The 26817-nt window shown below is 48.6% G+C and carries 17 protein-coding genes and 1 pseudogene; 8 read left to right on the forward strand and 10 right to left on the reverse strand.

Translation table 11 applies throughout. From position 1 onward, the window contains the following. The 3 genes from EL628_RS16615 (at position 1) to EL628_RS16625 (ending at position 9067) form a co-directional block, all read left to right on the forward strand. Entirely contained in the window at positions 1-4164 is a 4164-nt protein-coding gene (locus EL628_RS16615) for a non-ribosomal peptide synthetase (protein WP_126581039.1), read from the forward strand. Between the two features lie 210 nt (positions 4165-4374). Continuing rightward, positions 4375-5772 carry an FAD-dependent oxidoreductase gene (locus EL628_RS16620; protein WP_126581040.1) on the forward strand — a complete coding sequence of 466 codons (1398 nt, stop codon included), beginning with the start codon at positions 4375-4377 and terminating at the stop codon, positions 5770-5772. A gap of 790 nt (positions 5773-6562) precedes the next feature. After that, positions 6563-9067, forward strand: coding sequence for a GH116 family glycosyl hydrolase (locus EL628_RS16625; protein WP_126581041.1), 2505 nt, complete (start codon positions 6563-6565; stop codon positions 9065-9067). A 36-nt stretch (positions 9068-9103) separates the two neighbouring features. On the opposite strand, the gene EL628_RS16630 is transcribed toward EL628_RS16625, so the two are convergent. Further along, positions 9104-10285 carry an RNA-guided endonuclease TnpB family protein gene (locus EL628_RS16630; protein WP_126580503.1) on the reverse strand — a complete coding sequence of 394 codons (1182 nt, stop codon included), beginning with the start codon at positions 10283-10285 and terminating at the stop codon, positions 9104-9106. A 144-nt stretch (positions 10286-10429) separates the two neighbouring features. Further along, positions 10430-10600, reverse strand: a pseudogene (locus EL628_RS16635) (helix-turn-helix domain-containing protein); the annotation flags it as partial. A gap of 495 nt (positions 10601-11095) precedes the next feature. Here EL628_RS16635 and EL628_RS16640 point away from each other — a divergent pair. Continuing rightward, positions 11096-11971 carry a class I SAM-dependent methyltransferase gene (locus EL628_RS16640; protein ID WP_126581042.1) on the forward strand — a complete coding sequence of 292 codons (876 nt, stop codon included), beginning with the start codon at positions 11096-11098 and terminating at the stop codon, positions 11969-11971. A 49-nt stretch (positions 11972-12020) separates the two neighbouring features. Here the strand turns inward: EL628_RS16640 and EL628_RS16645 are convergent, their stop codons facing one another. Further along, on the reverse strand, positions 12021-12533 hold the full coding sequence (locus EL628_RS16645) for a DUF6398 domain-containing protein (RefSeq protein WP_126581043.1): 513 nt from the start codon (positions 12531-12533) through the stop codon (positions 12021-12023). Positions 12534-12817: 284 nt separating this feature from the next. Between EL628_RS16645 and EL628_RS16650 the strand changes: the two genes are divergently transcribed. After that, complete coding sequence (locus EL628_RS16650) at positions 12818-13642, forward strand: hypothetical protein (RefSeq protein ID WP_126581044.1); 825 nt, start codon at positions 12818-12820, stop codon at positions 13640-13642. A gap of 127 nt (positions 13643-13769) precedes the next feature. Here the strand turns inward: EL628_RS16650 and EL628_RS16655 are convergent, their stop codons facing one another. The 3 genes from EL628_RS16655 to EL628_RS16665 all read right to left on the reverse strand — a co-directional run bounded on the left by EL628_RS16655 (position 13770) and on the right by EL628_RS16665 (position 16936). Further along, positions 13770-14615 carry a MerR family transcriptional regulator gene (locus EL628_RS16655; protein ID WP_126581045.1) on the reverse strand — a complete coding sequence of 282 codons (846 nt, stop codon included), beginning with the start codon at positions 14613-14615 and terminating at the stop codon, positions 13770-13772. A 27-nt stretch (positions 14616-14642) separates the two neighbouring features. Further along, positions 14643-15464, reverse strand: coding sequence for a methyltransferase domain-containing protein (locus tag EL628_RS16660; RefSeq protein ID WP_126581046.1), 822 nt, complete (start codon positions 15462-15464; stop codon positions 14643-14645). A gap of 119 nt (positions 15465-15583) precedes the next feature. Continuing rightward, positions 15584-16936 carry a bifunctional folylpolyglutamate synthase/dihydrofolate synthase gene (locus EL628_RS16665; protein ID WP_161975552.1) on the reverse strand — a complete coding sequence of 451 codons (1353 nt, stop codon included), beginning with the start codon at positions 16934-16936 and terminating at the stop codon, positions 15584-15586. Positions 16937-17149: 213 nt separating this feature from the next. Here EL628_RS16665 and EL628_RS16670 point away from each other — a divergent pair, with 213 nt between their 5' ends. Beyond that, entirely contained in the window at positions 17150-18205 is a 1056-nt protein-coding gene (locus EL628_RS16670; RefSeq protein ID WP_126581048.1) for a hypothetical protein, read from the forward strand. 166 nt (positions 18206-18371) lie between these two features. Here EL628_RS16670 and EL628_RS16675 read toward each other — a convergent pair whose 3' ends face one another. After that, positions 18372-19460 carry a cellulase family glycosylhydrolase gene (locus tag EL628_RS16675; protein ID WP_126581049.1) on the reverse strand — a complete coding sequence of 363 codons (1089 nt, stop codon included), beginning with the start codon at positions 19458-19460 and terminating at the stop codon, positions 18372-18374. Positions 19461-19971: 511 nt separating this feature from the next. Here EL628_RS16675 and EL628_RS16680 point away from each other — a divergent pair. Continuing rightward, a complete protein-coding gene (locus EL628_RS16680; protein WP_126581050.1) occupies positions 19972-21582 on the forward strand; it encodes an FAD-binding oxidoreductase in 1611 nt (536 codons plus the stop codon). Between the two features lie 143 nt (positions 21583-21725). Here EL628_RS16680 and EL628_RS16685 read toward each other — a convergent pair whose 3' ends face one another. Continuing rightward, complete coding sequence (locus EL628_RS16685) at positions 21726-22523, reverse strand: PhzF family phenazine biosynthesis protein (RefSeq protein ID WP_126581051.1); 798 nt, start codon at positions 22521-22523, stop codon at positions 21726-21728. Positions 22524-22989: 466 nt separating this feature from the next. Further along, positions 22990-23673, reverse strand: a complete 684-nt coding sequence (locus EL628_RS16690) for an HAD family hydrolase (RefSeq protein WP_218028937.1) — start codon at positions 23671-23673, stop codon at positions 22990-22992. Between the two features lie 847 nt (positions 23674-24520). On the opposite strand from EL628_RS16690, the gene EL628_RS16695 reads away from it, so the two are divergent. Further along, positions 24521-24958, forward strand: coding sequence for a response regulator (locus tag EL628_RS16695; RefSeq protein ID WP_126581052.1), 438 nt, complete (start codon positions 24521-24523; stop codon positions 24956-24958). A gap of 131 nt (positions 24959-25089) precedes the next feature. On the opposite strand, the gene EL628_RS16700 is transcribed toward EL628_RS16695, so the two are convergent. Further along, the gene (locus EL628_RS16700) at positions 25090-26319 is read right to left on the reverse strand and encodes an ISAs1 family transposase (RefSeq protein ID WP_126581053.1); all 1230 of its coding nucleotides are present in this window, start codon (positions 26317-26319) and stop codon (positions 25090-25092) included. Positions 26320-26817 lie beyond the last annotated feature (498 nt).

The following is a 26817-nucleotide window of genomic DNA, read 5'->3' on the forward strand; positions in this document are numbered from 1 at the left end:
ATGAACGATCTGGATGCGCTCACCGAGGACGAGGATGAAGAGAGAGAGGCGTTGCTGGCGCTGCTTCTAGCTGAAGATGGTTTTGACACAGCCGTGGTACAGACGATCAGGCCACGCCAGGAGCAGGGACCCGCGCCACTCTCATTTGCGCAGGAACGGCTCTGGTTTCTCGATCAACTTATGCCCAATCTCTCGGCCTATACTATCCCTGTGGGCCTACGCATCAACGGCGCATTACATATCCCGGCCCTCAGTCAGAGCCTGAACGAAATTGTCCGTCGCCATGAAGTCCTTCGCACCAGGTTCGATTTGCAGGATGGCCAGCCCGTACAAATCGTGGAAGCGACCCTTCAGATAACGCCACGGCTGATCGATCTGAGCACGCTTCCAACAGATGTCAAAGCCAGAACCACTACGTACCTGGCTACGCAAGAAGCCCGGTTACCTTTTGATATGGCACATGGTCCCCTGTTGCGCACAAGCTTACTCCAATTGGATGGGCAGGAATTCCTCCTCCTGTTGACCATGCATCATGTTGTCTCTGACGGATGGTCGATGAGTATATTCTATCGAGAATTAGCCGCGCTCTATGAGGCTTTTTCCTCTGGAATTGCCCCATCTCTCCCTCCACTGCCGATTCAATACAGTGATTTCGCTGTCTGGCAGCGCAACTGGCTCGAAAGTGATGCCCAGGAAGCTCTCAATTATTGGCGTCAACACCTCAAAAATGCACCGGCCATTCTGAATCTTCCAACTGATCGACCACGACCAGCCATCCAAACATTCTCAGGTAGTGTCGAGTCTCTCATGCTCAACACGCAGCTTACCATGGCACTCAGGACGTTGAGCCAGCGTGAAGAGGTTACCTTATTTATGACACTGCTTGCAGCCTGGCAGACGTTGCTCTGGCGCTATACCGATCAGGACGATATATGTGTTGGAACATTTATCGCTGGTCGCACTCACGCTGAGACGGAGGGACTGATCGGTTTTTTTATCAACAATCTTGTGCTCCGAACCGATCTATCAGGAAATCCAACCTTCCAGGAGCTCCTGAGGCGTGTCCGTGAGGTAACCCTGGGTGCGTATGCCCATCAAGAGATCCCTTTCGAAAAAATCCTCCAGGATCTGGGACGAAATCATGATCTCAGCATCACACCCCTTTTTCAAGTTATGCTCATCTTACAAAATATGCCTGAGCCAATCCCGGCCCTGGCTGATCTCACGCTCCGTGAGACTGGAGTAGGCAATACCAGAGCAAACTTTGATCTCTCGCTCTGGGTGACGGAGTCTAGAGATCATTTGCAGATGAGCCTGCAATATAACACTGATCTGTTCGATGCCCAGACCATCCGACGGATGCTTGATCATCTTTCGATCCTTCTGCAAGGCATCGTTGCTCATCCACAACAGCAGCTCTCCACGCTTCCTATACTGACGGATATCGAACAACAGCACTATCTGTCGCCATGGCAAAACGACAATCAAACGGCTTCACAGAGACGCTGTCTCCATCATCTATTTGAGGAGCAGGTGCTTCATACTCCGGACACAATCGCCCTTGTCTATGAGCAGGAACAGCTCACTTACGCAACTTTAAATCAACGCGCCAATCAATTAGCCATCTATCTGCGCACTGTAGGCGTTGGTCCAGAGGTGAACGTAGGGATCTGCCTCCCTCGATGCACTGCGCTGATCGTCGGGCTGCTGAGCATTCTCAAAGCTGGCGGAGCATACGTTCCGCTCGATCCGACCTATCCACAGGATCGTCTCGCATTGATGGTGCAGGATGCCCACATTCATATTCTCCTGACCCAGACAGCGCTTAAAGCAAATTTCCCACGCTATGCTGGTACGGTCATTGATCTTGATGCAGATTGGGCGATCATCGGTGATAAAAGCTCGCCTGATCTAGAGAACGCCGCCACAGCCATAAACCTGACGGATACGACGGTCACAGCTCTGAATCTGGCATATACGATGTACACGTCGGGCTCTACAGGAAGACCTAAAGGCGTCGCCATTCAGCATCACTCAGTTGTGAACTTCATCGAATCCGCCAGGACCGTCTACACTATGACTATAGGCGATCGAACGTTACAGTTCGCATCCATCAACTTTGATATCAGCGTTGAGGAGATCTATGCCACGCTGACCAGTGGGGCAACCCTTGTCCTGCGCAACGATGCAATGCTGAGTAGTATTCCGTTCTTTCTTGATGTCTGTCATCAGTGGGGCATCACGATCCTGGATCTCCCAACAGCATTCTGGCATGAAATGGCCGCCCATTCTGGAACAATTGAACCGAGTCTGCTGACAAGGCTTCGTCTTGTTATCATTGGTGGCGAGCAGGTCCAGACAGAAAAGTTATCGCTCTGGCAACAGCACGTACCAGCATCTATCCAGCTCGTCAATACGTATGGCCCAACCGAGACAACGGTTATAGCAACACTGCAAGTAGTTGATGCAACCCAACCACCTGAACACAACACCTCTATTGGACGAGCGCTCACAAACGTCCAGGTTGCCATTCTGGATCGCTTCCAGCAACCGGTCCCAATTGGAGTCTGGGGTGAGCTCATCATTGGTGGAGCGGGCCTAGCTCGTGGATACCCTGGCTACCCGGCACTCACCGCAGAAAAGTTTCGCCCCAATCCTTTTGGCAATCGCACACGCGTCTACCAAAGTGGCGATCGAGCTCGTTTTCTGTCAGATGGCACCATTGAGTTTGGAGGACGTCTTGATAATCAGGTGAAACTGCGTGGTTTCCGCGTAGAGCCTGGAGAGATCGAAACGGCCATCCGGCTCTTCCCAAACGTCTATGATACCGTCGTCTGTGTCTATGAGGAGCGGCCCGGCGAAAAACAGCTGGTAGCATACGTTGTCTGGAAAGATGCGCAGCTCTCAACCATCTATGAGCTACAAGCTTCCCTGAAGGGATCGCTTCCACAACATATGCTTCCCGCTTTCTTTCTCGTTCTTGAAAAGCTACCACTCATGCCCAATGGAAAGGTGGATCGCCGCGCTCTACCGCCACCGGCCAACCTCTCCTCGCTCCATACGCAAGAGCTCCTGGTTGGGCCACGCGACCCCCTGGAATACCAGCTCGTGCAGATCTGGGAGGAATGCCTTCACAGACATCCGATTGGGGTTACAGAGAACTTTTTTGAGATTGGAGGTCACTCACTTCTTGCAGTACGCTTGCTGTCACAGATCCAGAAACACTTTGCACGTGCGCTTCCTTTATCGGCGTTATTTCAAGGGGCAACCATCGAGCAATTGGCAAGCACACTGCGCAATCAGTCAAATGTAGTCTCAGTTCTTATAGGTATACAGACAGAGGGACCGAAACGGCCACTCTTCTTGATGCACCCGACAGGAGGAAATGTTCTCTGTTATGCAGGCTTAGCACAACATTTAGGAAAGGATCAACCTCTCTATGGATTGCAAGCCCAGGGATTAAACCCGGAGGAAGCGCCTCTTAGCAGTATTGAAGAGATGGCGACCGTCTACATCAAAGCGATACGTAGCCAGCAACCTGAGGGTCCATACCTCCTGGGTGGCTGGTCGAGTGGCGGCCTGATTGCAGTGGAAGTGGCCTCTCAACTTCGTGAACAGGGACAACAGGTAGCGCTCCTGGCATTACTAGACACGCCTGCTCTCTTTACCAGGGAACAGAACAGTCAGGATAGCCCGGAGACAATCAACCAGGATGCGGTCATCCTGGCCAGATTCGTCTCTCAATTGGGCACGAAGAGCGGTCTGGACCTTTCCGCAACCTATACAGATTTATCTCAACGCACGCCTGAAGAACAGTTGCTTTATATCCTGGAACAGGCAAAATCTGCTCATGTAGTGCCAGCAGACGCTGATTGCTCTCTCATCAGCAGATTGATACAAGTCTATAAGGCAGATGTGCGAGCCACGCTGGATTATCATCCACGTGTCTACCCAGATCGCATAAGCTATTTTCAGTCTGAACAGAGCGTTCAGACCGGACAGGATACCCTTGCAGCCTGGCGCATAATTGCAACGGGCGGTCTGGATCTCTTTATTTCGCCTGGCGACCACTTTGGAATGCTCAAGGAACCGCATGTCCAGCTATTAGCAGCTCAATTACGTGCCTGTCTCGATCCTATTCAAGATGTTCATCGCGACCAATAGGGCCCAGACATCTAAGAAGGCAGCTAATACCAAGCAGTTTTTTTACAAGGAAGTACGTATGTTACACGATTTTTTGTGTTGTTTTGTTATGCTTCGCGCCCTTCCACAGACACTGGATAGATCTATACACGTTGTGGCAAACGTGCCAACCTCACTCTACTCTTCACCACTAACGAAGGCTTCAAGCACCTGCATGCTCCTGGGAGGAAAATGATGACCACACACACGACGAAGATAGCCATTGTGGGGGCTGGTCCTGGTGGTACCCTTATGGCCATCTACCTGGCAAAACAAGGCTTTACGGTAGAAGTCTATGAGCGCCGAGGTGATATGCGCCTGGAAGCGGTCGAGCAAGGACGATCGATTAACCTGACATTAGCTGTTCGTGGTCTTCATGCCTTAGAGAAGGTGGGGCTCCTCCACAGTGTTTTGTCTATCACAATGCCTTTAAAGGGACGCACTATTCATGGCCTTGATGGCACCCAGAAGTTTCAGCCCTATGGAAAAGACGAGCACGAGGTCATCTATTCAATTCAACGCAAAGATCTCAATATCGCCCTGCTCAATCACGTTGACTCTTTCCCCAATGTTAAAGTCTTCTTTCACAAACGATGTGTAAGCCTGGATAAAGAGACAAAAACACTTCACCTGCTTGATGAACTTTCCAATGAAACAGTATCCGTCACAGCCGATATCATTATTGGTGCCGATGGAGCGTACTCAACTGTACGTCAACAATTGATGCGTATGCAGAAAACGCACTATAAACAAGAATATCTCGATTGGGGCTATAAGCAACTCACTATTCCTCCTGGCCCCGATGGATCATTTCTGCTCCGTGAGGATACCCTCCATGATTGGCCACGAGGCGATGTCATGATGCTCGCTATCCCCAACTATGATGGCTGCTTCACCTGCACCTGTGTTCTGCCATTCAAAGGTGAAGTCAGTTTTGATACGCTAAACACAGAGTCAGCAGTGGCTGCATTCTTTAAAAATCAATTTGCCGACGTGGTTCCCTATATCCCCGGATTGGCTAACCAGTTTCTTCATAATCAAATCAATGACTTTATTACTGTCTCAACAGATCCCTGGTACTATAAAGATGCCATTGTGCTGTTGGGTGATGCCTGCCATGCAGTCTATCCTTTCTATGGTCAGGGCATGAATGCAGCCTTTGAAGATTGTTTCGTTCTCAGTGAATGCATCAAAAACCACCCGGGCAATTGGGAGGCTGCTTTTGCCAGTTATCAACAAAAACGCTTACGCAATACCAACGTCCTGGCACAACTCTCTAAGGAGAACTTCGATGAATTACGGGATAAGGTACGATCACCCTGGCTGGTTGCTCAGAAGAAGACGATTGCCGCACTCAATCGGCTCTTTCCACGTACCTGGATTCCCCTCTATACGATGATGACTCACACTACTATGCCCTATGCTGATGCACTAGAACGCTGTCAAAAACAGAATCGTGCTGCAAGGTGGTTGGGGATCGATCTCATCATTTTCTTTATCGCAATGTGCTTAATCGCTGTACGCCTGGGCGAGAAAACACAACGCTTCTGGACATTCTCGTGGCGCAAATCCGCTCGATTCAGGCCTTAATAAAAAGATCCCTCTCTCACTTTAACAGGTTTTGTGGACAGACCTGAACTTTGCCATCATGAATGATGAACTCCTACCACATTATGCCATGAATTGATTATCAGGCTATATTTATTGCGTGAACGTGTTAGGGGTAACAAGGTATGATGGGGGACATTTTTCGGCCATCATGAATGATGGGCCCTCCCTTCTCGTGCAATAAATTGCACTGCATAAGCGATTTATTGCATGAACGTGTTGGGGTGACAAGGTATGATGGGGGACATTTTTCGGCCATCATAAATGATGGGCCCTCCCTTCTCGTGCAATAAATTGCACCACATAAGCGATTTATCGCATAAACATGTCGGGCCCATCATTTATGATGGCCGCTGTGACCCATTCCACCATGTCCCACCTTCTCGTGCAATAAATTGCACCACATAAGCGATTTATCGCATGAACGTGTTGGGGTGACAAGGTATGATGGGGGACATTTTTCGGCCATCATAAATGATGGGCCCTCCCTTCTCGTGCAATAAATTGCACCTTTACCTGCGATTTATCGCATAAACATGTCGGGCCCATCATTTATGATGGCCGCTGTGACCCACTCCGCCGAAGGGGCGAAGATCCTATATTGACAGCAATAGTACGCTATTATCAGACTATTCTAGATGCGTTATTCAACGTTACATTATACCTTAAAAAGAAAAATACATCGAAGAATACTCCATCTGTTTTACAGATCCTTTTCGCTTGTCTCTATCCCGGTCTATTTGGAAGCACGGGGTAAGAAAGGTACAAGAACATGCCATATACAACCAGATTACGCTATACAGACAAAGCCCGCAGTGGGCAGACCCTGGGAGGGTTAGGAACTGGTGGAGTCGAGCTCCGGCAGGATGGCGTTTTTTATAATTGGCAGATTGCAAATAATTTCCCATTTGGAACCGGTAGCAAACTCAATTTTCCAGAAAATACACAGTTGTTTTTTCTGCTCCGTTATCAAGAACAGGATAAACCCCCACGCCTTAAACTGCTTCAGATCGATGATGGTGATTATGTCGCCAACATCAATAACCATATCTATGAATTCCCCTGGATGACAGGCATCGAGCAGATAGATTATACCGCCTCATTTCCCTTTACACAGTTACGCTATGAAGATAGCGATATGCCCCTCACAGTGACAATGGAGGCTTTTAGCCCCTTTATTCCTCATGACGTCAAAAATTCTTCTCTCCCAGCTGTTGTCTTTTCCTTTAAAGTTCAATCACATGCACAAAAACCTGTCTCGGTGTCGTTAATGGGCACAATGCGGAATCTCTGCGGCTACGACGTACAGGAGAAAATATATACGGCTGAATGGCAGAACCATGATGGCCTGCATCTCCTCCAGATGGGGGTTGATCAGATGGATCAGAAGGAATCTTCATGGGGAACGCAGGCACTTGGGATTCTTGGAGAACAGACTCCCTCCTATTATCTGGGTTGGGGTCATCGCCATCCATTTTATGAAGTTGTTCTTCGGAACACTCAATTGCCCAATCGTGACGATACCCCTTCGCGCAACTCACGACCCTCTGCCAATGGCACATTATATGCCGATGAATGTATGTTAAGTACGTTGAGCGTGGATTCAGTACTTCAATCTGGAGAATGCTCGACAACAACTATGGTCATGAGTTGGCATTTTCCTAACTTTTATGCGCAGAAAAATTCTGAATCGATACCTCAGCAGGCACGACTGGAGGGGAATTATTATTCCAACTTCTTTGCGAATGCAGCCGAGGTCGCACAGTATATTCAATCCCATCTTAGTGATCTTGAGCAGAGAACACGGCAATTTCATGATGATTTTTATGCCTCAACACTCCCTTTACCTGTTCTGGATCAACTAAATTCTCAGCTAAATACGTTTATTAGCAGTAGCTGGCTCACAAAACAGAAACAGTTTGGTGTTGGTGAGGGGTTAACACCAGCTCAGCCCTGGGCCGGTCTGAACACCATTGATGTCGCATTATATGGTGGACATGCTATTGCCACTCTGTTTCCTGAATTAGAGCGGGAAGTCTGGCTTAATCATCGCGATCTACAATCCCCAAACGGCCAGATGAGCCACTCAATTATTCGAGACTTTAGCCACTTTGACCTCGATGATCCCGCTACCGGACGCGTGGACCTGCCCGCTCAGTATGTTATTCAAGCAGTTCGCTATGCATTATGGACAAACGATCAAGCGTTTCTCAAAGAGATCTGGCCCTCGATCAAAAAAACGCTCGCCTATGTTCTGAGAGAAAGGGATGCGAACGGAGATTTCATACCGGATGTCAATGGAGCACTGACCACATCCTATGACAATTTTGCGATGTTTGGTCTTACTTCCTATGTAGGTTCTCTCTGGCTCTCAGCCTTAACATATTGTTGTACGGCGGCACAGGTGTTGGGGGATGAAGAAACGTTCGCGATCTATCGTGAAGTCTACCAGAAAGCGAAAAGCGTTTTTCAAGCGAAATTATGGAATGGTCACTATTATCGGCTCAGTGTTGAAGCCAGAGACGAGCAGTTGATCATCGATGAGGGCTGTCTCACTGATCAATTGATTGGGCAATGGTGCAATTACTGGTGTGGCCTGGAGAGTATCGTAGACGCTCCCAATAGCAAGGAGGCTGTGCTCTCCATTCTCTCCCGAAACTATGAAAAAGGCTTTGGTCTCCGCAATTGTAGCTGGCCAGAAGATACCTATCTCCATGCTGTCCCCGACGATTGTTGGTTTGACCAGGCGAATACATTCTGGAGTGGAGTAGAATTAGCCTTTGCTTCCTTTCTTATCTGGGAGGGAGAGGTCGCAGCAGGTTTTGAATTAGTAGAGACTGTCAATCAACGCTACTTGAAGGCCGGGCGCTATTTTAACCATCAAGAATGGGGGGGACATTATTTCCGTCCTCTATCGGCCTGGGCATTACCAAATGCTGTGCTTGGACTCTCGATCTGTGCAGGGACATACCGTTTTTCGCCGCGCTTGACGCTTCCCACGTTTAAATTGTTTTTTAGCTTCCCCTCTGGTACTGCTCACTATATTCATGATGAGGAAAAACAGCTGGTTGCTATTCGCGTGTTAAGTGGGCATTTCTCGTGTTCCGTTTTACAGCTCGAGACCTCTCTGCCGCTTGATGCTCAGCTTCATTGTAGTCTTGGCGGTGAAGTAGTTGCCTCTGAGGACTATCATTACGACGCGCAAACACGTACCTTTGTGCTCACAAAAGCGTTCACGTTAGCGGAGTCGCAAGAGTTCCGCCTGTGGTTTGATTGACATCCTCCCCCGACTAAAGCCGGGGGATTCCCGACCTCACGATCGGGGTTTCCTGCTTCGCTGAGACGTGCCAGGCTTGGTTTTCACCGCACCAGGTCTTACGGCCTCTCCACAGGCTTCACGTACCGTCAGTCCGGCGGCATGAATGTTTTTTGAGGCGTTGAGGTCACGATCGTGATGGACCCCACATTTGGGACAGGTCCAGTGCCGTACCTCTAACGCTAAGGAGTCGAGAATATGTCCACAGTCAAAGCAGCGTTTGGAGGACGGGTACCACTTGTCAATTTTGACGAGGGTGCGTCCATACCACGTTGCCTTGTATTCCAACTGGGACACGAATTCCGACCAACCCACATCGCTGATGGCTTTCCTGAGACTCTGGTTTTTGACCATGTTTTTCACCGCCAGGCTCTCCACACAGATCGTTTGGTTTTCACGGATCAGGCGGGTCGAAAGCTTGTGCTGGAAATCACGGCGACGATCAGCGATGCGGGCATGAATTTTGGCAACCTTCAAACGAGCTTTCTCTTTGTTCTTGGAGCCCTTTTTCTTTTTCGCATGCCGTCTCTGGGCTTTGGCAAGCTTCTTTTCATCGGTGTGAAAGAACTTGGGATTGCCGATGGTTTCCCCTGTGGAGAGGATCACGTAGGATTTCAATCCGAGATCCGCACCCACGGTTTTGGGGGTGACAGGCAACGGGGCAATGTTTTCCTCCACCAGGATGCTCACAAAATAGCGATCGGTACTATCCTTGGAGACGGTGACGCGAGAAGGGACGGCATCCTTGGGCAGCGGACGGGACCACACAATGCTGAGAGGTTCTTTCATTTTGGCAAGCGTCAACTGCCCATCTCGCCAGGTAAAAGCATTGCTGGTGTAGGTGGCTGCTTGTTTCTGACGTTTGTGCTTGAAACGAGGATAGGCGGCACGTCCCTCAAAGAAATTGACAAACGCTTTATCGAGATGGCGCAAAGCTTGTTGCAGGGGAACAGAAGAGACGTCATTGAGCCACACATACTCACCTTGTTTTTTGAGGGCTGTGAGCATCTCACTCAAATCTTTGTAGTACAGACGTTTCTGCTCCTGGTAAAAGGCGTCGGTTTTACATCGCAATGCCCAATTGGAGACAAAACGTGCGCACCCAAACGTACGAGCAAGTATCTGTTTTTGCTCGTTGGTTGGATAGACTCTGTACTTGTATGCTTTCTTCTGTTCCATACTTTACATCGTATCGCATATCGTGTAAAAAGTCAACCCCAAAAAAGGAACGGCGCTTTCATCCCCCGCATGAATGCAGGGGTTTTCCCGCGCCGGTTCTATAAAGAGTGCTCTGAATCGTTCCTGGAGAGACGGGGGAGCCTTTTACAACGTGATGGGGAGAGATGAAGCCTCAAGCTTCTGATACCTGGCGGGAGGTATGCCAACCTCCCGCTTAAAGGCCTTGCGAAAGGCCACTTCTGACTCGTAGCCAACCAGTTCTGCGATCTTTTCCATCTCTACATTGTTTTTGAGCAAACGGGCTGCTCTGTACATCCATATATTTCTCCCCTTTTAAGACGATCAGACAATTCTTTGAGGCAATCTTGCAGAGCAGTTCTCGGCCTCCAAAGATATACTTCGCAAGCGGGTTTATTCTCTTCACAGTTATTCCAAATAGAGCAAGAGAAAAAGGCAAGAAGAGAATAGGGCCTCATTCTCCATACAAACCCGAAACCAACGGCCCTTCCTGACATCGTCACGATTCACTAACGTTTCGGAGCTCTACCAGTAGAATTACTATCGAAATGTGTCAGAGATTTCGACAGCCTGTGTACTCATAAAAAGGCCTTTCATATTTACAGCTACGACGGTACTATTTTTAATAGCATCTTTATATCTTCTCTTCTTAGAACTGATTCATCATATATTTGACAGGTGGGTATAAGAAAAGTGTATACTTACGGCAACACAATGCAGAGGTATAAGGATAGTTATTTATTAGTAAAAGTTCTTTCTACCTGACCATTAGAATGAGTGAGGAATAATTGTATGTCCATTCTCCGTTGGTTTACGAAGAGGCCCAGAGCTATCTCCCCCTCGCGAGATATTCCTGCTGCTTCACAGATGCCTTATGCTCTACCCAACAATCTCCAGGAGGTTCATCGGCTGGATTTTCAGCACTACATGCTCCGCTCTGCGCTAGAGGCAAATTATCTGGCCCCCCTCAAACCAGAACTTGTCAAAACAATGCTTGATGTTGGTTGTGGAACCGGACGCTGGATGTCTGAAATGGCACAACAATTTCCCTTGAGCGTGATTATTGGCGTTGATCATGTCAAACCGGCGAATACAGGTCTGATCTTTCCCGCAAACTGTATGTTTCAGCAACAAAATGTGTTAGAGGGCCTTTCTTTTCCTGATCACCAGTTTGATTATGTTCATCAGCGGCTGTTGGTACTTGCCCTTCCTTTCACCTACTGGTCTTTTAATATCAGCGAGCTGGTTCGTGTGACGAAGCCTGGAGGATGGATCGAACTGGTCGAGTCCGATGGCATGTTTACGAATGTTGGAGGCCCCGGAACAGCGACGGCTCAGCTCAACGAATGGGGACGGAGCGCGCTGAAGCCTCGTGGGATTGATCCGTCCCAGGTACAGAATATTCCGACTATTTTGCAAAATATGCACCTTGAAAACATACAGGTACAGGGTATCTCGCTGCCTGTCGGACGATGGGGAGGACGCCTCGGGCAAATGGCTCTTACCAATACACAATCAGCATTGACAGGTATGAAACCATTGATCTGCTCCTCGGCTGGCATCGCGGAAGAAGAATACGATCAATTGCTTGCCAAAGTCTACAACGAGTTTGAAGAATATCACAGCTCACTTCAATTCACGATTAGCTATGCCCAGAAGCCCGTATAGAGACCCCTCTCAGATGAACAGGAATCTCCTTAACGTGAGAGTTCAACGCTCAGGCATCAGGAACATAAGGGATCAATCCTTTGCGGAACGCAATCTCCTGGATCTCTCTGGGTGCCTGGCGTACATCAATGATGATGCCATTGATATTAACCATCCAGGCTAGAAGATTCTTGTCAATCATCGAAGGGAGCGACCAATCTGGGTCCATTGGATACATACCCAAAAGGTCGCGGATCTGTTTAGATTTCGCCTGCATCGTACTCGAACTGAGGGCGAAATACTGCCAGATCTGACTTACTACAATGTGAGGGGTCTGTGAAGAATCAAAGAGAAAATTGACCATACCTAACGCATGAATAATCCCACATGTCCAGGTAGGAACCTTTCCTTGTGCCAGCGGCGAGGGAAGTTTCCGGCACAAGGTCGCTGTCAACTCACGGCATAGTTGGAGATACTCGTCATTTAAGTAGGCCTGACTGAACGCATCTGTAAGCTGAACGATCTCCTCGAAGCGCTTTTGCATCTCTTTTGGAACCTGTTGCGATGAACTCCGTCTGGCCATAATTTCTTCCTCTTGTCATTAAAAATTTAATCAATAGAATCCTTTGTCTCTTGCTGCTCCGTTTTGCCATGCTCAACAATCTTTTGCTAAGGAATCTTCAAGCCCGTACAACTATACTATAATAATTCATAATAATAAACATATCAATATAATGGGAACTAATTTGAAGTATATACGTCTCTTCTATTAGGCCGCTGCTAGCACATACACTTGTATTTTTGTGATAAGCAGCTTCTCTCAACAATAAGGATATAAAAAAACCCTATCCTAAAAGGAGCATAACAATGCGTATTCAGCGATCTTTTTACTTCTTCCTCTCTACTACTCTTATGCTGTTCTGCTGGTTGCCATTAGCATCCTGTGGCACCCAGCAAAATCGTCTCCCTGGAACACCACCACAGGCACAGCCTACTCGAACTCCACAACAAATACAGTCTACTGGCATCTCTCAATCTTCACAGGGTATAAGCGATCACGCTGTGTCCCCTATCGTCTTACACGACGCCGCTCCCGGTGAGCTAGAGGTTCTCTTTAATGTAAATATGCCGCAAAATGGGGCTGATAATGGGAACGTAATCATTGGCTTAAGCTTTCTATCTCATGGAAATCCTGTCCAGTTGCTTGGAGATGTTCAATTACTGTGTAATGGCCAGGCGATGTCGGTTCACCAGCCTTACGCGTTCTTTCAGCTTGCCAATGACGCGCCTCAATCACTCCAGGGGAAGTCAATCGCTTGCACCTATCACGTGGCGAATAGTACAACATCATTCTCGCTGATCGTGCCACGGATGCCAGCGATTCGTTCCCCTCAGAACGGCACATCTGTCTCGCGTAGCACACACACTGTCGTCAACTACCAATACGATCCACAAAGTGGTCAACTATCTGGTCTTGTAGCACTAGGATCAGGTGCCAAAACACTGACAAATCAGATGGACACACCTGATATTGGACAGGCTACGCTGGATACGAGCGCATTCCCATCTGGCGATGGTTCACTCACGCTCACCCAGGCGCTTACTCCACATGTCATCTGGGCGGGCACTCAGTTTCGATCTCTTCAAGCGGAAGGAATGGCAACAGCTCAGATCAGGGTCACCTGGATCTAAAGGAATCGTCTCTTAGTGGAACTATTGAAATACAAAAAGAAATAATTAAGCGTTCCGACATCACTATCAATTGAAGGTTCTTGCTATCAGTATGCTGCTGGAACATGCTGATAGCAGATGAATCGCCCTATTTGCCCGCAATAGGAAATTGGACTTCGGTAATATATTCAGCTGGATCAAGGCCTTCCTCATGCCTCAGACGAATCTGACGAGGAGGAGCAACAATACGATATCCGTTGTCATTGATCCAACGATAGAGAGAGGCATGGGCCATGCCTAGAAATAGATCCTGGCCAGTATGAATAGTGGAGGCCATCAATCCACCTGCTAAGGTTCGAACGGTAATCTGTTCGTTATCTGGGGGAGAGTTGGAGATAGGGATAGCAGCCTCCACATCAATATAGAGGCCTTCCTCGCGTTCCACAGATCTCGAATAGAGCAGAAGCAGAGAAGGTGATGCAGGGAAAATGGTATGAGAACGCAGATATGCCTCAATCTTTCGAAATGAATGATCAATGCCTCCGACAACTGGAACAGTGGCGCGTAGCGAAGCAACAAAGAGCTGATCAACGTTTTTGGGTACTATTTCATAGGTTGGCATTTTTCCCTCCTGCTCAATGTGATAAAGATGTGCCGCAATACGTGTCAGGCGAGCCTGTTCAGTCTCTATCATCTGTTGTATCTGGGCCTGTCTGAGCTGAAACATTCCTCGCATTCGCTCCAGAGAGATGCCTTCTTTAATGAGATACGCAATCTGCTCCAGGGAGAAGCCCAGTTCTTTCAAGACCAGGATTCGGTTGAGATAGGACATTTGATCAAGTGCATAGTAGCGATAGCCAGTATCTGGATCGAGTACTGCTGGCTTGAACAATCCCAGCTTCTCATAATGGCGAAGGGTGGCAATCGAGACCTGACTTACCTGAGCAAATTCGCCAATTTTGAGCACATTTTGCAATTTTTGCCTTTCATTCATGGTTCATTCCAGGTAAGGCTTCTCATTTTAATCAAATGCTTTTTGTCCTTTAATAATAAAACCACCGACGCCAGCGAAAAAGAGCTGATTTTGTTCTGCTTGCTCCAATGCCTCCCAGAACCGTGAGAGTTCCTCTAAAGAGATGACACCAGCTGCCTGGGCGCGTTGCAGGTTCCCCTCAAAGGCCATACGAAAAAAATTGTAATTTAGAAGCATCAGACGCCCACTAATGATAATATTACTCAGACCAGCCTGTTGAAAGAGGCGAGGTAATTGTCGTCCAATCCCTACCTGCACCATCTGGTCACAAGCGGCATGGATCATCTTGCGAGCGAGAGCACGATCAGGAATATCAACGACTGTCAGATCTAGATCACCATCAGCAACCACGATATGTCCTCCAGGGCGTGTCACCCGTACCATTTCAGCCAGCACTTTGATGGGATCAGGCAGATGCCCAAACACACGTGAAGCCTGGCAAGCGTCAAAGCTAGCAGCAGCAAAGGGCATCTGTGCGGCATCCGCGTGTCTATATTCCACAGAGAACTGGCTCTCGGCAGTTCGAGCACGAGCGGCTTGCAGCATTGTTTCGCTATTATCAATACCAACCACATGACCCTGTGGTCCGACAGCATGTGCCAGATCCAGTGTATTCTGACCAGTGCCACAACCAACATCAAGGACGGTTGCACCAGCTGTCAGTGCAAGAAAATCTATCATCTCTTGCTTATAATGATGAGCATTTGGCTGCGCATGGGACGCATTCATAAATTGAGTATAGAACTCAGGATCTGGTGCTTGATCAACGGAGTGAAACTGTGTGACATCGTTTATAGGCTTTTTCATCATAAAATCTGCTTGCTCCTCCTTCGACTGTTACAGGGAATAGTAAAAACCTGTACTGAAATGAGAGTTTACACTCTCTTGTAGGATGAGAGTCAAGAGACAATTACTTGAATAGAGCACTCTTATTTCCACAGGGTGCAGGTGTCGATATTCCAGAAGTCTAGCGCACTTCCAACAAAGGACTGTGTGCCAAGCAGGAGAATGCCTTCATCGGCTTGAACTTCATCCATGACGAAGCGAAATGCATTCTCAGCGGGGATGATGGAATGCACGTCAGGGCTAGAGAGTGAGGCGATATGAACTGCATCTTCATACCAGGTAAGGGTCGGGACGGGAAGTTCGGTCAGGATGATTCGATCTGCAATTCTGGCGATCTCTTCGCAGACGCCCGCCAGATCTTTGGGCTTAGGGACACTTATCACGGCTGTGATGCGCTTTGCAGGATAGTGACGAACAAGTTCGCAGATCTGTTGGGCCGACTCTCGATTGATGGCACCATCAACCAGCACCCATGGACTTTGCTGGAGCACTTGCGCTCGCCCAGGCCAGCGTACACGGCTCAATCCTTCATAGACGCCTTCCTCTGTATAATTTGCGCCCGCTTGTTGAAGCGTTTTAGCCGCTAACAGCGCGGTGGCTGCATTCTCGGCCTGATGCAGACCTGCAAGAGGGATGTGCAGATCTCGATAGCTTCTTTCGTCCGAACGGATTGTACAAACAACTCCATCAGGATTACTCTGCGCTTCTTCTACCCATATATCTTTGTTCACTGCCAGAATGGTCGCCCCTACTTGTGTCGCAACCTCCCTGACGACGGATTGAACACTCTCGGTCTGTGGCGACATGATGATGGAACTGCCGGGTGCGCTGATATATGCCTTCGTTCTGGCAATCTCTTGAACGGTTGCCCCCAGTTTATCTTGATGTTCTAACATGATTGGAGTCAGAATGGAGACTGGAGCTTGCAGGAGCCTTGCCTCATCATATTCGCCTCCCCTACCGGCCTCGACGACCAGCGCAGAGACGTTTGATCTGGCAAATATTTTTGCTGCAAGCGCAAGAATGACTCCTCCTGGTCCTAAGTAGTTCGGGGGCTCAATCTGTGAGGTGATGGAGTGGACGGCTGGAAAGATCTCTTGCGCCACTTCTTCTAATAGCTCGAAGGAGACGCAGCGGCCATCGATACGGATGCGCTCGTTAAAGCTGCGCATTTCGGGGCTACTTACCAATCCAACACGCTCTCCACTTGCCTGGAGAATACTGGCAAGGAGGGCCGATGTCGATCCTTTGCCCTTGCTTCCAGTAATTGTGACGCGAGGCCAGCGTCTCCAGTCAATAGCGAGGGCGGTAAACAGATCTTGCGCAAAGGAAAGGTCACGTGTCAATGCATCAGGTCCATGCAGACGATCAGCTACTTTAAGATATGATCCATAGACAAGTTCTTGAATAAATGTGGGCAATTGTGATTGATGCATACACCATTCCATACAGTATAACTAGTTTAGAGCTTCACGACTGTCAGTTGGGCGCAAGCATTGTATCATGCCCTCTTCTCTAAAAGCAATTTCCTCTGTTTCAATTGTGGTCAGAAGTAAAAATGGTCTCAGCTCTTGTTATTGACAACCCCCCACAGGCTGATTAGTATGGTATCTGCTTGAAAGTCGAGCGGCCCACAGGAGACAATAGAAATGATTAAAGCCAGGCCTCATTATGCATTTGTAACGAAAATCCTCATTGATCTGTTTAATGCAGGAGAATTACCAGCTATTCGCACGCTCTCCATTGAACCAGACTATGGATATGCCGGACGCATTATCTATCACAATCAGTCTGTTCGCATGTTTAAGGGATCTGATATGGGAGTCAATCGCTCCAGTGCCATGCAGATAGCCACAGATAAGGGCTACGCCAAATACTTCTTGAAGCTTTCAGGCTACCGTGTTCCAGAGGGGAAGGTATTTTTGCTCCCACAGTATGTGCAGACGCTGGAAAAGGTCCTTTCTAAACATGCATTTCAAGATTATTCGCGGATAGATCAGATCGATACCTATATTACCTCTACGGTAGGTTACCCGTGCTTCCTCAAACCCAATGAAGGTGCACAGGGAAAAGGCGTCACAAAATGCCTCAATAAAGACGATGTTGAAGCAACCCTTGCTCACTATCAAGAAGAACATATCCAGACCCTTCTGGTTGAAGAAGCTATTCCATGGCCCGATTATCGCGTTGTCGTCTTTCACGATACAATCATCGCCTGCTATCAGCGTATTCCTTTATCCGTTACTGGCGATGGGAAAGCAACGATCAGGGAGCTGTTACAACAAACATATGAGCATTTCAATGCCTCTGGAAGATCGGTACTGATTGATGTTCATGATCCACGCATCATCCGTCAGCTTCTGCGCCGGAATCTTACCTGGGAGACGGTGCTGCCAGAGTTCACGGTCTGCTCTCTACAAGATATCTCGAATCTTTCCGCAGGCGGCGCGGTAGAGGATTTTACTGATCGGATCTGCGACTATTGGTCGAAACTATGCATCCAGCTCACAGCCGAAATGGGCCTGACCCTCTGTGGAGTTGATCTGGCTTGCTCCAACATTGAACAGGCAGAACAGGCGGATGCTCACTACAGTATTATCGAAATCAATGCCACACCCGGTCTGGCAAACTATGCCGCTATTGGCAGAGAGCAGGCCACACGCGTACGAGCACTCTATCAGGCCATTTTTGCAGACAATCAATAACAGTCATTATTCTCCTGGTGGGCTATCAGACTATGTCGCAGATAATGAATGACAGCCATCATTCACCTTTTGAATGATGGCTGTCCGCTACTCTGGCCGTACCTGGTAGTCTCGTGTCATTCGCTCCTGATGAGTGAGTTCAATTCTATCTACTTTTCAACTACCGTTAAATCGAGGCCAGATGATCTCTTAAGCCTTGCCCAAATTGTGTAGGAGTTCCATTATAGTCAGAGATCAGAGAGGGGAATGAGCCGCAGTCGTAGGTATCCCATGCCCATCCGAGATAGCCAACGTTGTTCTGATCGGCCCAGTTCATCACTGAATCGATAAAGCCATGCTGACAATCACTTTCACCGATCTCACCGAAGATGACCGGAAGTTGCTGGGCAACTGGTGCAACCTGCTGGTCGAAACAGCTCGTGGTGGTACAGCCAGAATTGTCATAGATATGTGCTGAGATCATGAGGTTGTTCTGAGGATCATATGGCAGACTAGAGAGAACTCCACCAATATAGTTGGCATAGCCCCAGCCATCCAGCATGATCACATTGTTTGCACCAGCTCCACGCACCTTGCCTACCAGTGTCTCCATTCCTGCGACGGCAAAACCAACGGAAGAACATGGAGCAGCATAAGCAGCCGAGCTTCCATATCTCCAACAATTCCCGCCATCACTATCGGCATGAGGCTCGTTGTACAGATTGAAGATGACCGCAGAATTATCTTTAAATGTGCTGGCAACTGACCACCAGAAATCTGAGGCATGGTCAGCATCAGGCATCGGCTGTTGACCTGTGGCAGGGGTCGTGCCAGGAGCGTTCCAGTGCAGATCAAGAATGGCAATCAGGCCTCTGGAATTGAGCAGATTGACATAATCCTTGATCGCCTGTACATAGGCATTACCGGTATAGGCATTCTGCGCTCCATTAATCCACAGCCAGCAGTCTTCGTTCAATGGGACACGTACTGCATTGATATGCCAGCTCGCCATTGCATCCACAGAGGCGGCGTCGCTGGGTCCATCAAAAATTCCTGCGTTGTTAATACATTTGTACTCTGTACCAGAACGATTGACGCCTAATAGACGCACGTTTTCACCATTTCCGTTCTGAAGCTGGTTGCCAGAGACATGTAAGCCATAGATGGTTGACAGGTGAGGGGCTGCATGTACAGGTTGGGCTGTAAACCCGGCGGAGAAAATACTCGCAATAAGAGCTACGGCGAAGAGGTAATGCGAAATTGACCAATTCTTCATGTGAACACTCCTTGTTCAGCTACTTCTCATCTCTGAAAGAGCTTTGTCCTTGCAAAGGCTTTTACAAGACGGATAGTTAAGTAACGGCCATTGTCACTAAATTTTCCGAAAAATACCGGTTATTTTTATGATTATATCCAGACATAATCGCAAATATGACCGGTATCTCTACCTATTTCTAAGGATAATGATAAATACGTTGGTTGTCAAGCCTCTAAGAGCGAATCTTCGATCTTATTATAATTTCAATAGACAGGTTTATAACCGGTTTATGATTGGATTTAACGGCACTACAAATCAAAAATATTCAAAAAAAACCGGTTATTTTTGTGTACAGATAGCATGGACGTTGGTTCCATTGAACATGCTCCATTCTACAAGGGCTATTCTCTCTTCCCATGCGCGATATTCTTGGGCTCATATACGTTACTATTAACAAGCAGTGCTATTCAGACCACTTGCGATGCCTGTACCGGTTCCACCATGCAGAAAAATAAGGATACTCTTGACTATGACCGATTCTTCGCCGTCCCATAAGCTATCGCCCTTGATCGACCGCCGACGCTTTATGGTTCTTGCAGCCAGTGGCCTGACCACTCTCGCGACGGGCTGCCAGAGTGTAAACGCAGGGCCTGCTCCCTCAAGAACAGCTACGGCTATCCCACACTTAGATCCAACCCCACCACCCACTCTGACTGCTCATGATTGGTCCAATCTCGCACAACAGGTAAAAGGTGAGGTGGTGAGAGCCGATAATGCCAACTATGCAACCGCTCTTCAGCTTTTTAATCCACGTTTTGATGCGATCAAACCAGACGGTATTGCATACTGTACTTCGCCTGAAGATGTCCAGGCATGTCTGGCCTTTAGCCAGCGTTTTCAGCTCCCATTCACAGTTCGTTCAGGTGGGCATTCTTACGCTGGCTACTCAACCACCACGGGGTTGGTCATTGATATGACGCGCATAAATGCTATCTCGGTCGATACACAGGCTGGAACCGCTACGATTGGTGGAGGGGCGCGGCTTATCGATGTCTATGCAGCACTGACAAAGCAAGGGGTAATTCTACCAGCTGGCTCCTGTCCCACGGTCGGGATTGCAGGCCTTACGTCGGGAGGGGGTGTTGGTGTTCTAGGTCGAAAGTTTGGTCTTACCTGCGATAATCTGCTTTCGGCTCAGGTGGTTCTGGCTGATGGTCGCACTGTAACCTGTGATAAGGATCATGATCCTGATCTCTTCTGGGCCTTACGGGGCGGCGGCGGGGGAAACTTTGGTGTGGTGACCTCTTTCACGTTTTCCACCCATCCCCTCTCGTCTGTGACGCTCTTTACGCTTGGCTGGTCCTGGAACAAAGCGGTGGATGTGTTTGATGCCTGGCAACAATGGGCTCCACAGGCTCCTGATGAGCTCTGGTCCAATTGCCTGTTGCTGGCAAATCAACAGAATGGGCCGCTTGTACGCGTCAATGGAGTCTATGTCGGAGATGAGGCGACCACAAATGCTCAGTTACAACAGCTCATTGATCGCATCGGAAGCGCTCCCACGAGCCGTTATGTCTGGCAATCTGAGGTGCTCGATGCGATGCTCTATGAGGCGGGCTGTAGTAATAAGAGCTTAGCAGAGTGCCGCCTTCCCAGTATGGACCCTCAAGGCCAGCTCCAGCGCGAAATCGATCTAGCAAAGGCCGATTACTTTGCTCAAACGCTCCCTCGCCAGGCTATCCAGGCTCTCGTGGATGCCATTACCACTCGACAGCAGATCTCAGGCTTTACTGGCGGAGGCATCGGTATCGATGCCTATGGCGGAGCAATTAATCAGGTTGCCCGAAACGCTACGGCCTTTGTCCATCGCAATGCTCTCTTCTCGGCTCAATATACTGCTACCTGGAATCCTGGGGATGCGGACGATCTGGTGACTGCCAATCGTTCCTGGCTCAATAATCTCTGGCAGGCCATGCGCCCCTATGCTACTGGAACCTCTTATCAGAACTATATTGATCCTGATCTCAAGGACTGGCAGCAGGCCTACTACGGTGAGAATCTCTCACACTTACGACAGGTGAAGAAGACATATGATCCAGGCAATCTCTTCCATTTTGCACAAAGCATTCCACCTGCCTGAGTCCGCTATCTCTTATCAGCGAGCATCTAACCATGGGTAATGTTGTGACAGAGAAGACTTTACACATGAGTGTATCCATATTACTCGAAGAGGGCATTGTGCCTCTCCTCTGTACTCTGAAAACATTACCCATCATTGGACGGTTAACGTCCTGCTAATTCGCCGCGCATGATGGTAACCGCCTGACCACCAAGATGGACGCGATCACCATCCAGGCGCACGCGAACGATCCCCCCACGGGCTGAGGCTTGATAGCCAGTCAGTTCGGTACGGCCCAGTCTGGCACTCCAATAGGGAGCCAAGCAGCAATGCGCTGAACCTGTTACTGGATCTTCGTTCACACCGACTTGAGGACCAAAGAAACGCGAGACGAAATCATAGTCTGAGCCCGGTCTGGCACGACTGGTGACGATGACTCCTCGCGCTGGCACTTTGATCAATGCAGAAAAATTCGGCTGCATGGCGCGCACAATATCTTCAGATTCTACTTCGACCAGATAGTCAAAGGTGGTCTTCCCCACATAGAGGGCAGAAACGCCTAAGGCTTCTAACAGGCCTGCTGGAGCTTCAGCTGCCGTTTCGGGTGTGGCGGGGAAGTTCAGCTCAATCCACTCACCATGACGCTGGGCCGTAAGTTGACCACTCTGCGTCTCAAAATAGATTGTCTGATTCGGCTGCACATACTCCTCTTCCCATAAGACATGCGCACTGGCGAGCGTAGCATGACCACACAGCTTCACCTCGACGGCTGGCGTAAACCAGCGTAACCGAAAGGATTTGCCTTCTCTCAGGAGAAATGCAGTCTCCGAAAGATTCATCTCTTGCGCAATATGCTGCATCCACCGATCATCTCGGAGATTGTCCAGCAGACAGACTGCCGCAGGATTTCCCCCAAACGGCGTGTTGGTGAAAGCATCGACCTGGACTATTCTCGATCCCATGTATGTTCCCTTTTCTGTTGATTAAAGCAGTATCTATTCTTCATTGTAGCCGCCCCACCCACGCTCTCGTCAACAGCCATTGCACTGTTCATCACACCAGCCATTCTTTCAGGTGAGGGTCTTCGGCCATCATAAATGATGGGCCCGACGATCTTATGCAATAAATCGCTTGTGGGGAGTTATTCGTTCATGGTAGGCCCGGTGATATAATCCGACATGGTCCGAGGCCATCATGAATGATGGGACCATCCGTTCATGATGGGCCCGATGATATAATCCGACATGGTCCGAGGCCATCATGAATGATGGGCCCTACCTTCTCAGGCGATAAATCGCTCCTGGGGCGTAATTTATGCATGGGGCGATTATGATAATGGCCGAGAAATCGCCCCGAAGAGGGTAACATATGTGCCTTGTTCAATGGGTACACGGCATCATGAGGGCTTTAATCGGCACAGACCGATCCTTAATAAATAGCCTGATGAAAGGCCTCGACCTGAGGAAGCAATTCTGCAAGAGCAAGTTCTTCTAGCGAGCTCAGACGGAGATTGGCATGATCTAACTTTAGGGTTGCTGTCAATGGATTAGGGATCGTCACGCAGAAGAGGCCAGCGCTCCTGGCGGCGGTAATTCCGTGGGGTGAATCTTCAAAGGCGATCCCTTCAGCAGACTCAATCCCCAATCCATTCAAGGCAGCTAGATAGACATCGGGTTGTGGTTTGCGCTGAGCAACCTCATTGCCACAGGCGAGAAGCTCAAAATAGTCCAGCAGTTTCAAACGGCTAAGATGTCCGGTAACCCAGTCGCGCGATGAATTGGAGGCGACCGCTAGCTTCAGACCCAGGCGCTGAGCATCCAGTAGATATTGCTCCACGCCTGGTAAGGCTGAACAGAGCTCAATGAGATCCAGGTGGCGCTGCCGACGCCTGACTCGCAGTTCTTCTTTAGGTAAAGCGCTACCAGTCAGCGACTCAAGATAAGAATAGGGCTCAAAATGGATCTCCTGTTCACCACCAATACACTGTACCCACTGATCTTGTGGCAACTCATGTCCATATTCCCTATAGACCTCTTGCCATGATTGGAACTCCGAAGCTTCTGTATCGAGGATCAAGCCATCAAAGTCAAAGATAAGTCCACGGATCATCATATCCCTCTTTCTGTCTCACTATTCATCAAAATTAGATAATTTATCCATACATATATACTGCTCTTCTATTGTACCTCATAAGATGAGATTACAAACAGGCAACATCTTGCCCGAAACAGGATAGATCAGATGCAAGAATATCCCCTCTTCTTACTTTTCACATTTTCTATGCGAAACAAAAAAACATTTGTACGCTATGTTTCTACCTTGTTATATCATTGTCTCATCCTTCATCTTGACATGCTAGAATGTGCAACTTATACTCAAACTATCCCTGTGCTAAACGGTTCTTTTTCCGTTCTGGCTCCCTGAAAAAATATTCGGGCGCTCATAACGGCACTTCAAACTATGTACGATGACGGTAGGTAGTCGATATGAAAGGAATATCAGGTGCCATGTAATTCAGCAGTTCTTAATGGATGACATCGCAGCCATCCCTCTCTCAACGTCTGTAGAGCGTTCCCGTAGCTAATACAAAAAAATCATCGCAGATAGATCCTCGATGCGTTCTTCCTTACATTTATGCAGCAGCAAGCAGGTGGCAAGAAGGCGGTGTGTCAGGTATCATAATGGCCAGACACAAGGGTGAAATACATAGGAGTTTCATTCTCTAGATCGATCGATTCTTTCGATAATGAATGTACCTTGCATTCTTCTCTCCTCGTCCGGGTCCTACATTTTTCCATCAGAGAGGGAGAGTCACAACGAAAGCTTAGAATCTGATAGAGGCAAGAAATTTCGTTCACAATGCATCTTTCGCCCGTCACCATTTTCGGCTGACATCCGTTACAGTAAGGTATAGATTAACTTATTCATCCTGCAATCGCATGCGGAAAAGGAGTTCATCATGCCACGAGAGGTTATTCCGCCCGCGGCCCGTAGTCCACGGAATACGACAATTCTGATTGTCGAAGATGATGCAGACATCGCACAATTTCTGCAACAACTGATCGAAGAAGAGACCCCTTATCATACAACTGTGATTGATAATGGTCAGACAGCTCTGGATGAAGCGCCACGCATTCGTCCTTGCCTTCTGCTCCTGGATTATCGCTTGCCTAAAGTCAATGGCCTCGAGCTCTATGATCGCCTGCAACAGGCTGAAGAGACGCGCGGGGTCCCGGCTATTATGATGAGCGCGACCCTGCCGGTCAAGGAGTTAGAACAACGCGGCATCTACCAGATCCGCAAACCTATGGATATTGGCAGTGTTCTACGTATGATTACCCATGCTCTCGCATCTTATGAGGAAAGAAGTCTACAAGAACAGTACAATCACCCATAGTGGTTCGTCAGCCTTCATCTTGCGTGACAGTCCAGGACTATTCACCTTAAACAGGCGAACAGAGAAAGACATACGCACTATGAAGGATGACGATGCAAGTAAGACTTGTATGAAAACAGGGCGTTCCAATTCTAAACGACATGGCATGTTCCCTTCTGAACCAGAAGAAAAGCCTGGGTAGGGTCCTGCTGAAACCAACGGATTTGGTCGGGAACATTTTTGACCCCCAAGCGATCCATGAGGCTCAGCACACAGGTGTTCAAAAGGGTTAACACATGGGGAACGCTTTGGGTCCGTGACTGACAACCATCTTCCCCCAAGGTCACATCTCGACGCCAGTGCAGTCGATTTTCGATCGCCCAATGCTTTCTCACTACGTCCAACAGACGATCCGCTGACGCGTGTCGCATGGGCACATTGGTGAATCCATAGACCACTTCTTGTCTGCGCTGTCCTGTTTTGCTGATCACCGTGTCACGGGTGAGGCGAAAGACTTGCTCAATGCCACACCAGGTGGCGGCAAACCAGTCATTGAGGTCGGGGCTACAGACGATCTCCCGCCTCTCCACGCGCCCATGACCTTTCTCACACGTCTGGGCTTGCTTCCACCGTCGACGATCAGGGGAGGGATCTTCAAAAAAATCGGCAATATCTTCTCGCAAGGATGGTTGATTGCCTTTGGCTATCAAGACGTAAAACCCACCAGCGTGATGAATCAGGGAACAAAAGTGCCGTTGGGTATGCATCGCATCAGCGCTGACAATGCGTCCTCTAAGTACTGCCGGGTTGAAGAGCGTCTTGGCCGCACTGATCTCATTTTGCTTGTCTCTCACATTGCACTGGGCCAGCATGATCCCTGTGTTGACTTCATACAAGCTCAATTGATGGACCGGGGTCTCTTCTGAGGTCGTTGCCCGAACGGTCTTGCCATCCAGGGCCAGATGGGCATGCTCGTAGGCACCTGCGGGTGTTCGTAAACGACTCGGTTCATCCTGGCAACGACCTTGCGCTTCCCATCGCACAAAGAAATCAGCCAGCAGTTGACTCAACTGTGCAGGATCGACCATGGCCAGGTGATTGCTGTAGGTGGTTTGGCAAGGCATCGTCTTTCGCGTGAGCCCAAAGTGCTGCGCAATGAGCATCCTGCGATAGCGTGCCCATTGAGTGACTCCTTTGAGGGTTTTTTCTCCACAGATCTTGGCGACGACGACCAACGTGAGCACGAAAGCCAGTTCATAGCGTTGTCCCTGACCTCTTCGGGGATCGGGAAGGTGTTGAAAGAGATGATACAAAGAGAGAAAGAGTGCTGGGTTGTTGATTTCTGCCTTCCTCTCGGGAAGGGAAAATGTGGTATAGTCCATGCAGAGTTTTCCTTGAGAGTGTGATTGGTTTTTCTATTCTACAAGGAAAACTCTTCTTTTTCATCTCCATTTTTAGAATTGGAAAGCCCTGTGTATGAAAAATAGAAGACTACTCATCTGTGACAGAATTTGATACAATATCACTATCTACCCAGATCAGGGCATCTTGGCCCTCTATCTTGACGTCAGGAGGTACTCGTCGTGGCAAATAAAGAACAGAAAAAAGTGCAAAAAGCGGCACCAAAATCAAATAAGCAGAAAAAAGAAGCACAAAAAGAGAAAAAGGCAGCCAAATCTGCTGGCAAGACTCTTGCCTAATAGCTATTGAAAACTCTGTTTTCCTCTGGTGGCCCGCTCATAAATTGGTTTGAGCCACCAGAGCACACTAAATCTTGCTCTATTTTTTCTCTTTTTCGACTCTCTACCTCTATTTCCTGATCCCCTATCCAGGCAAGTGAACGTACTTGACATTCTTGTTACAATGCAGGTGGAATGCTT

This window comes from Tengunoibacter tsumagoiensis (genome assembly GCF_003967535.1).
Taxonomy (GTDB): Bacteria; Chloroflexota; Ktedonobacteria; order Ktedonobacterales; family Ktedonobacteraceae; genus Tengunoibacter; species Tengunoibacter tsumagoiensis.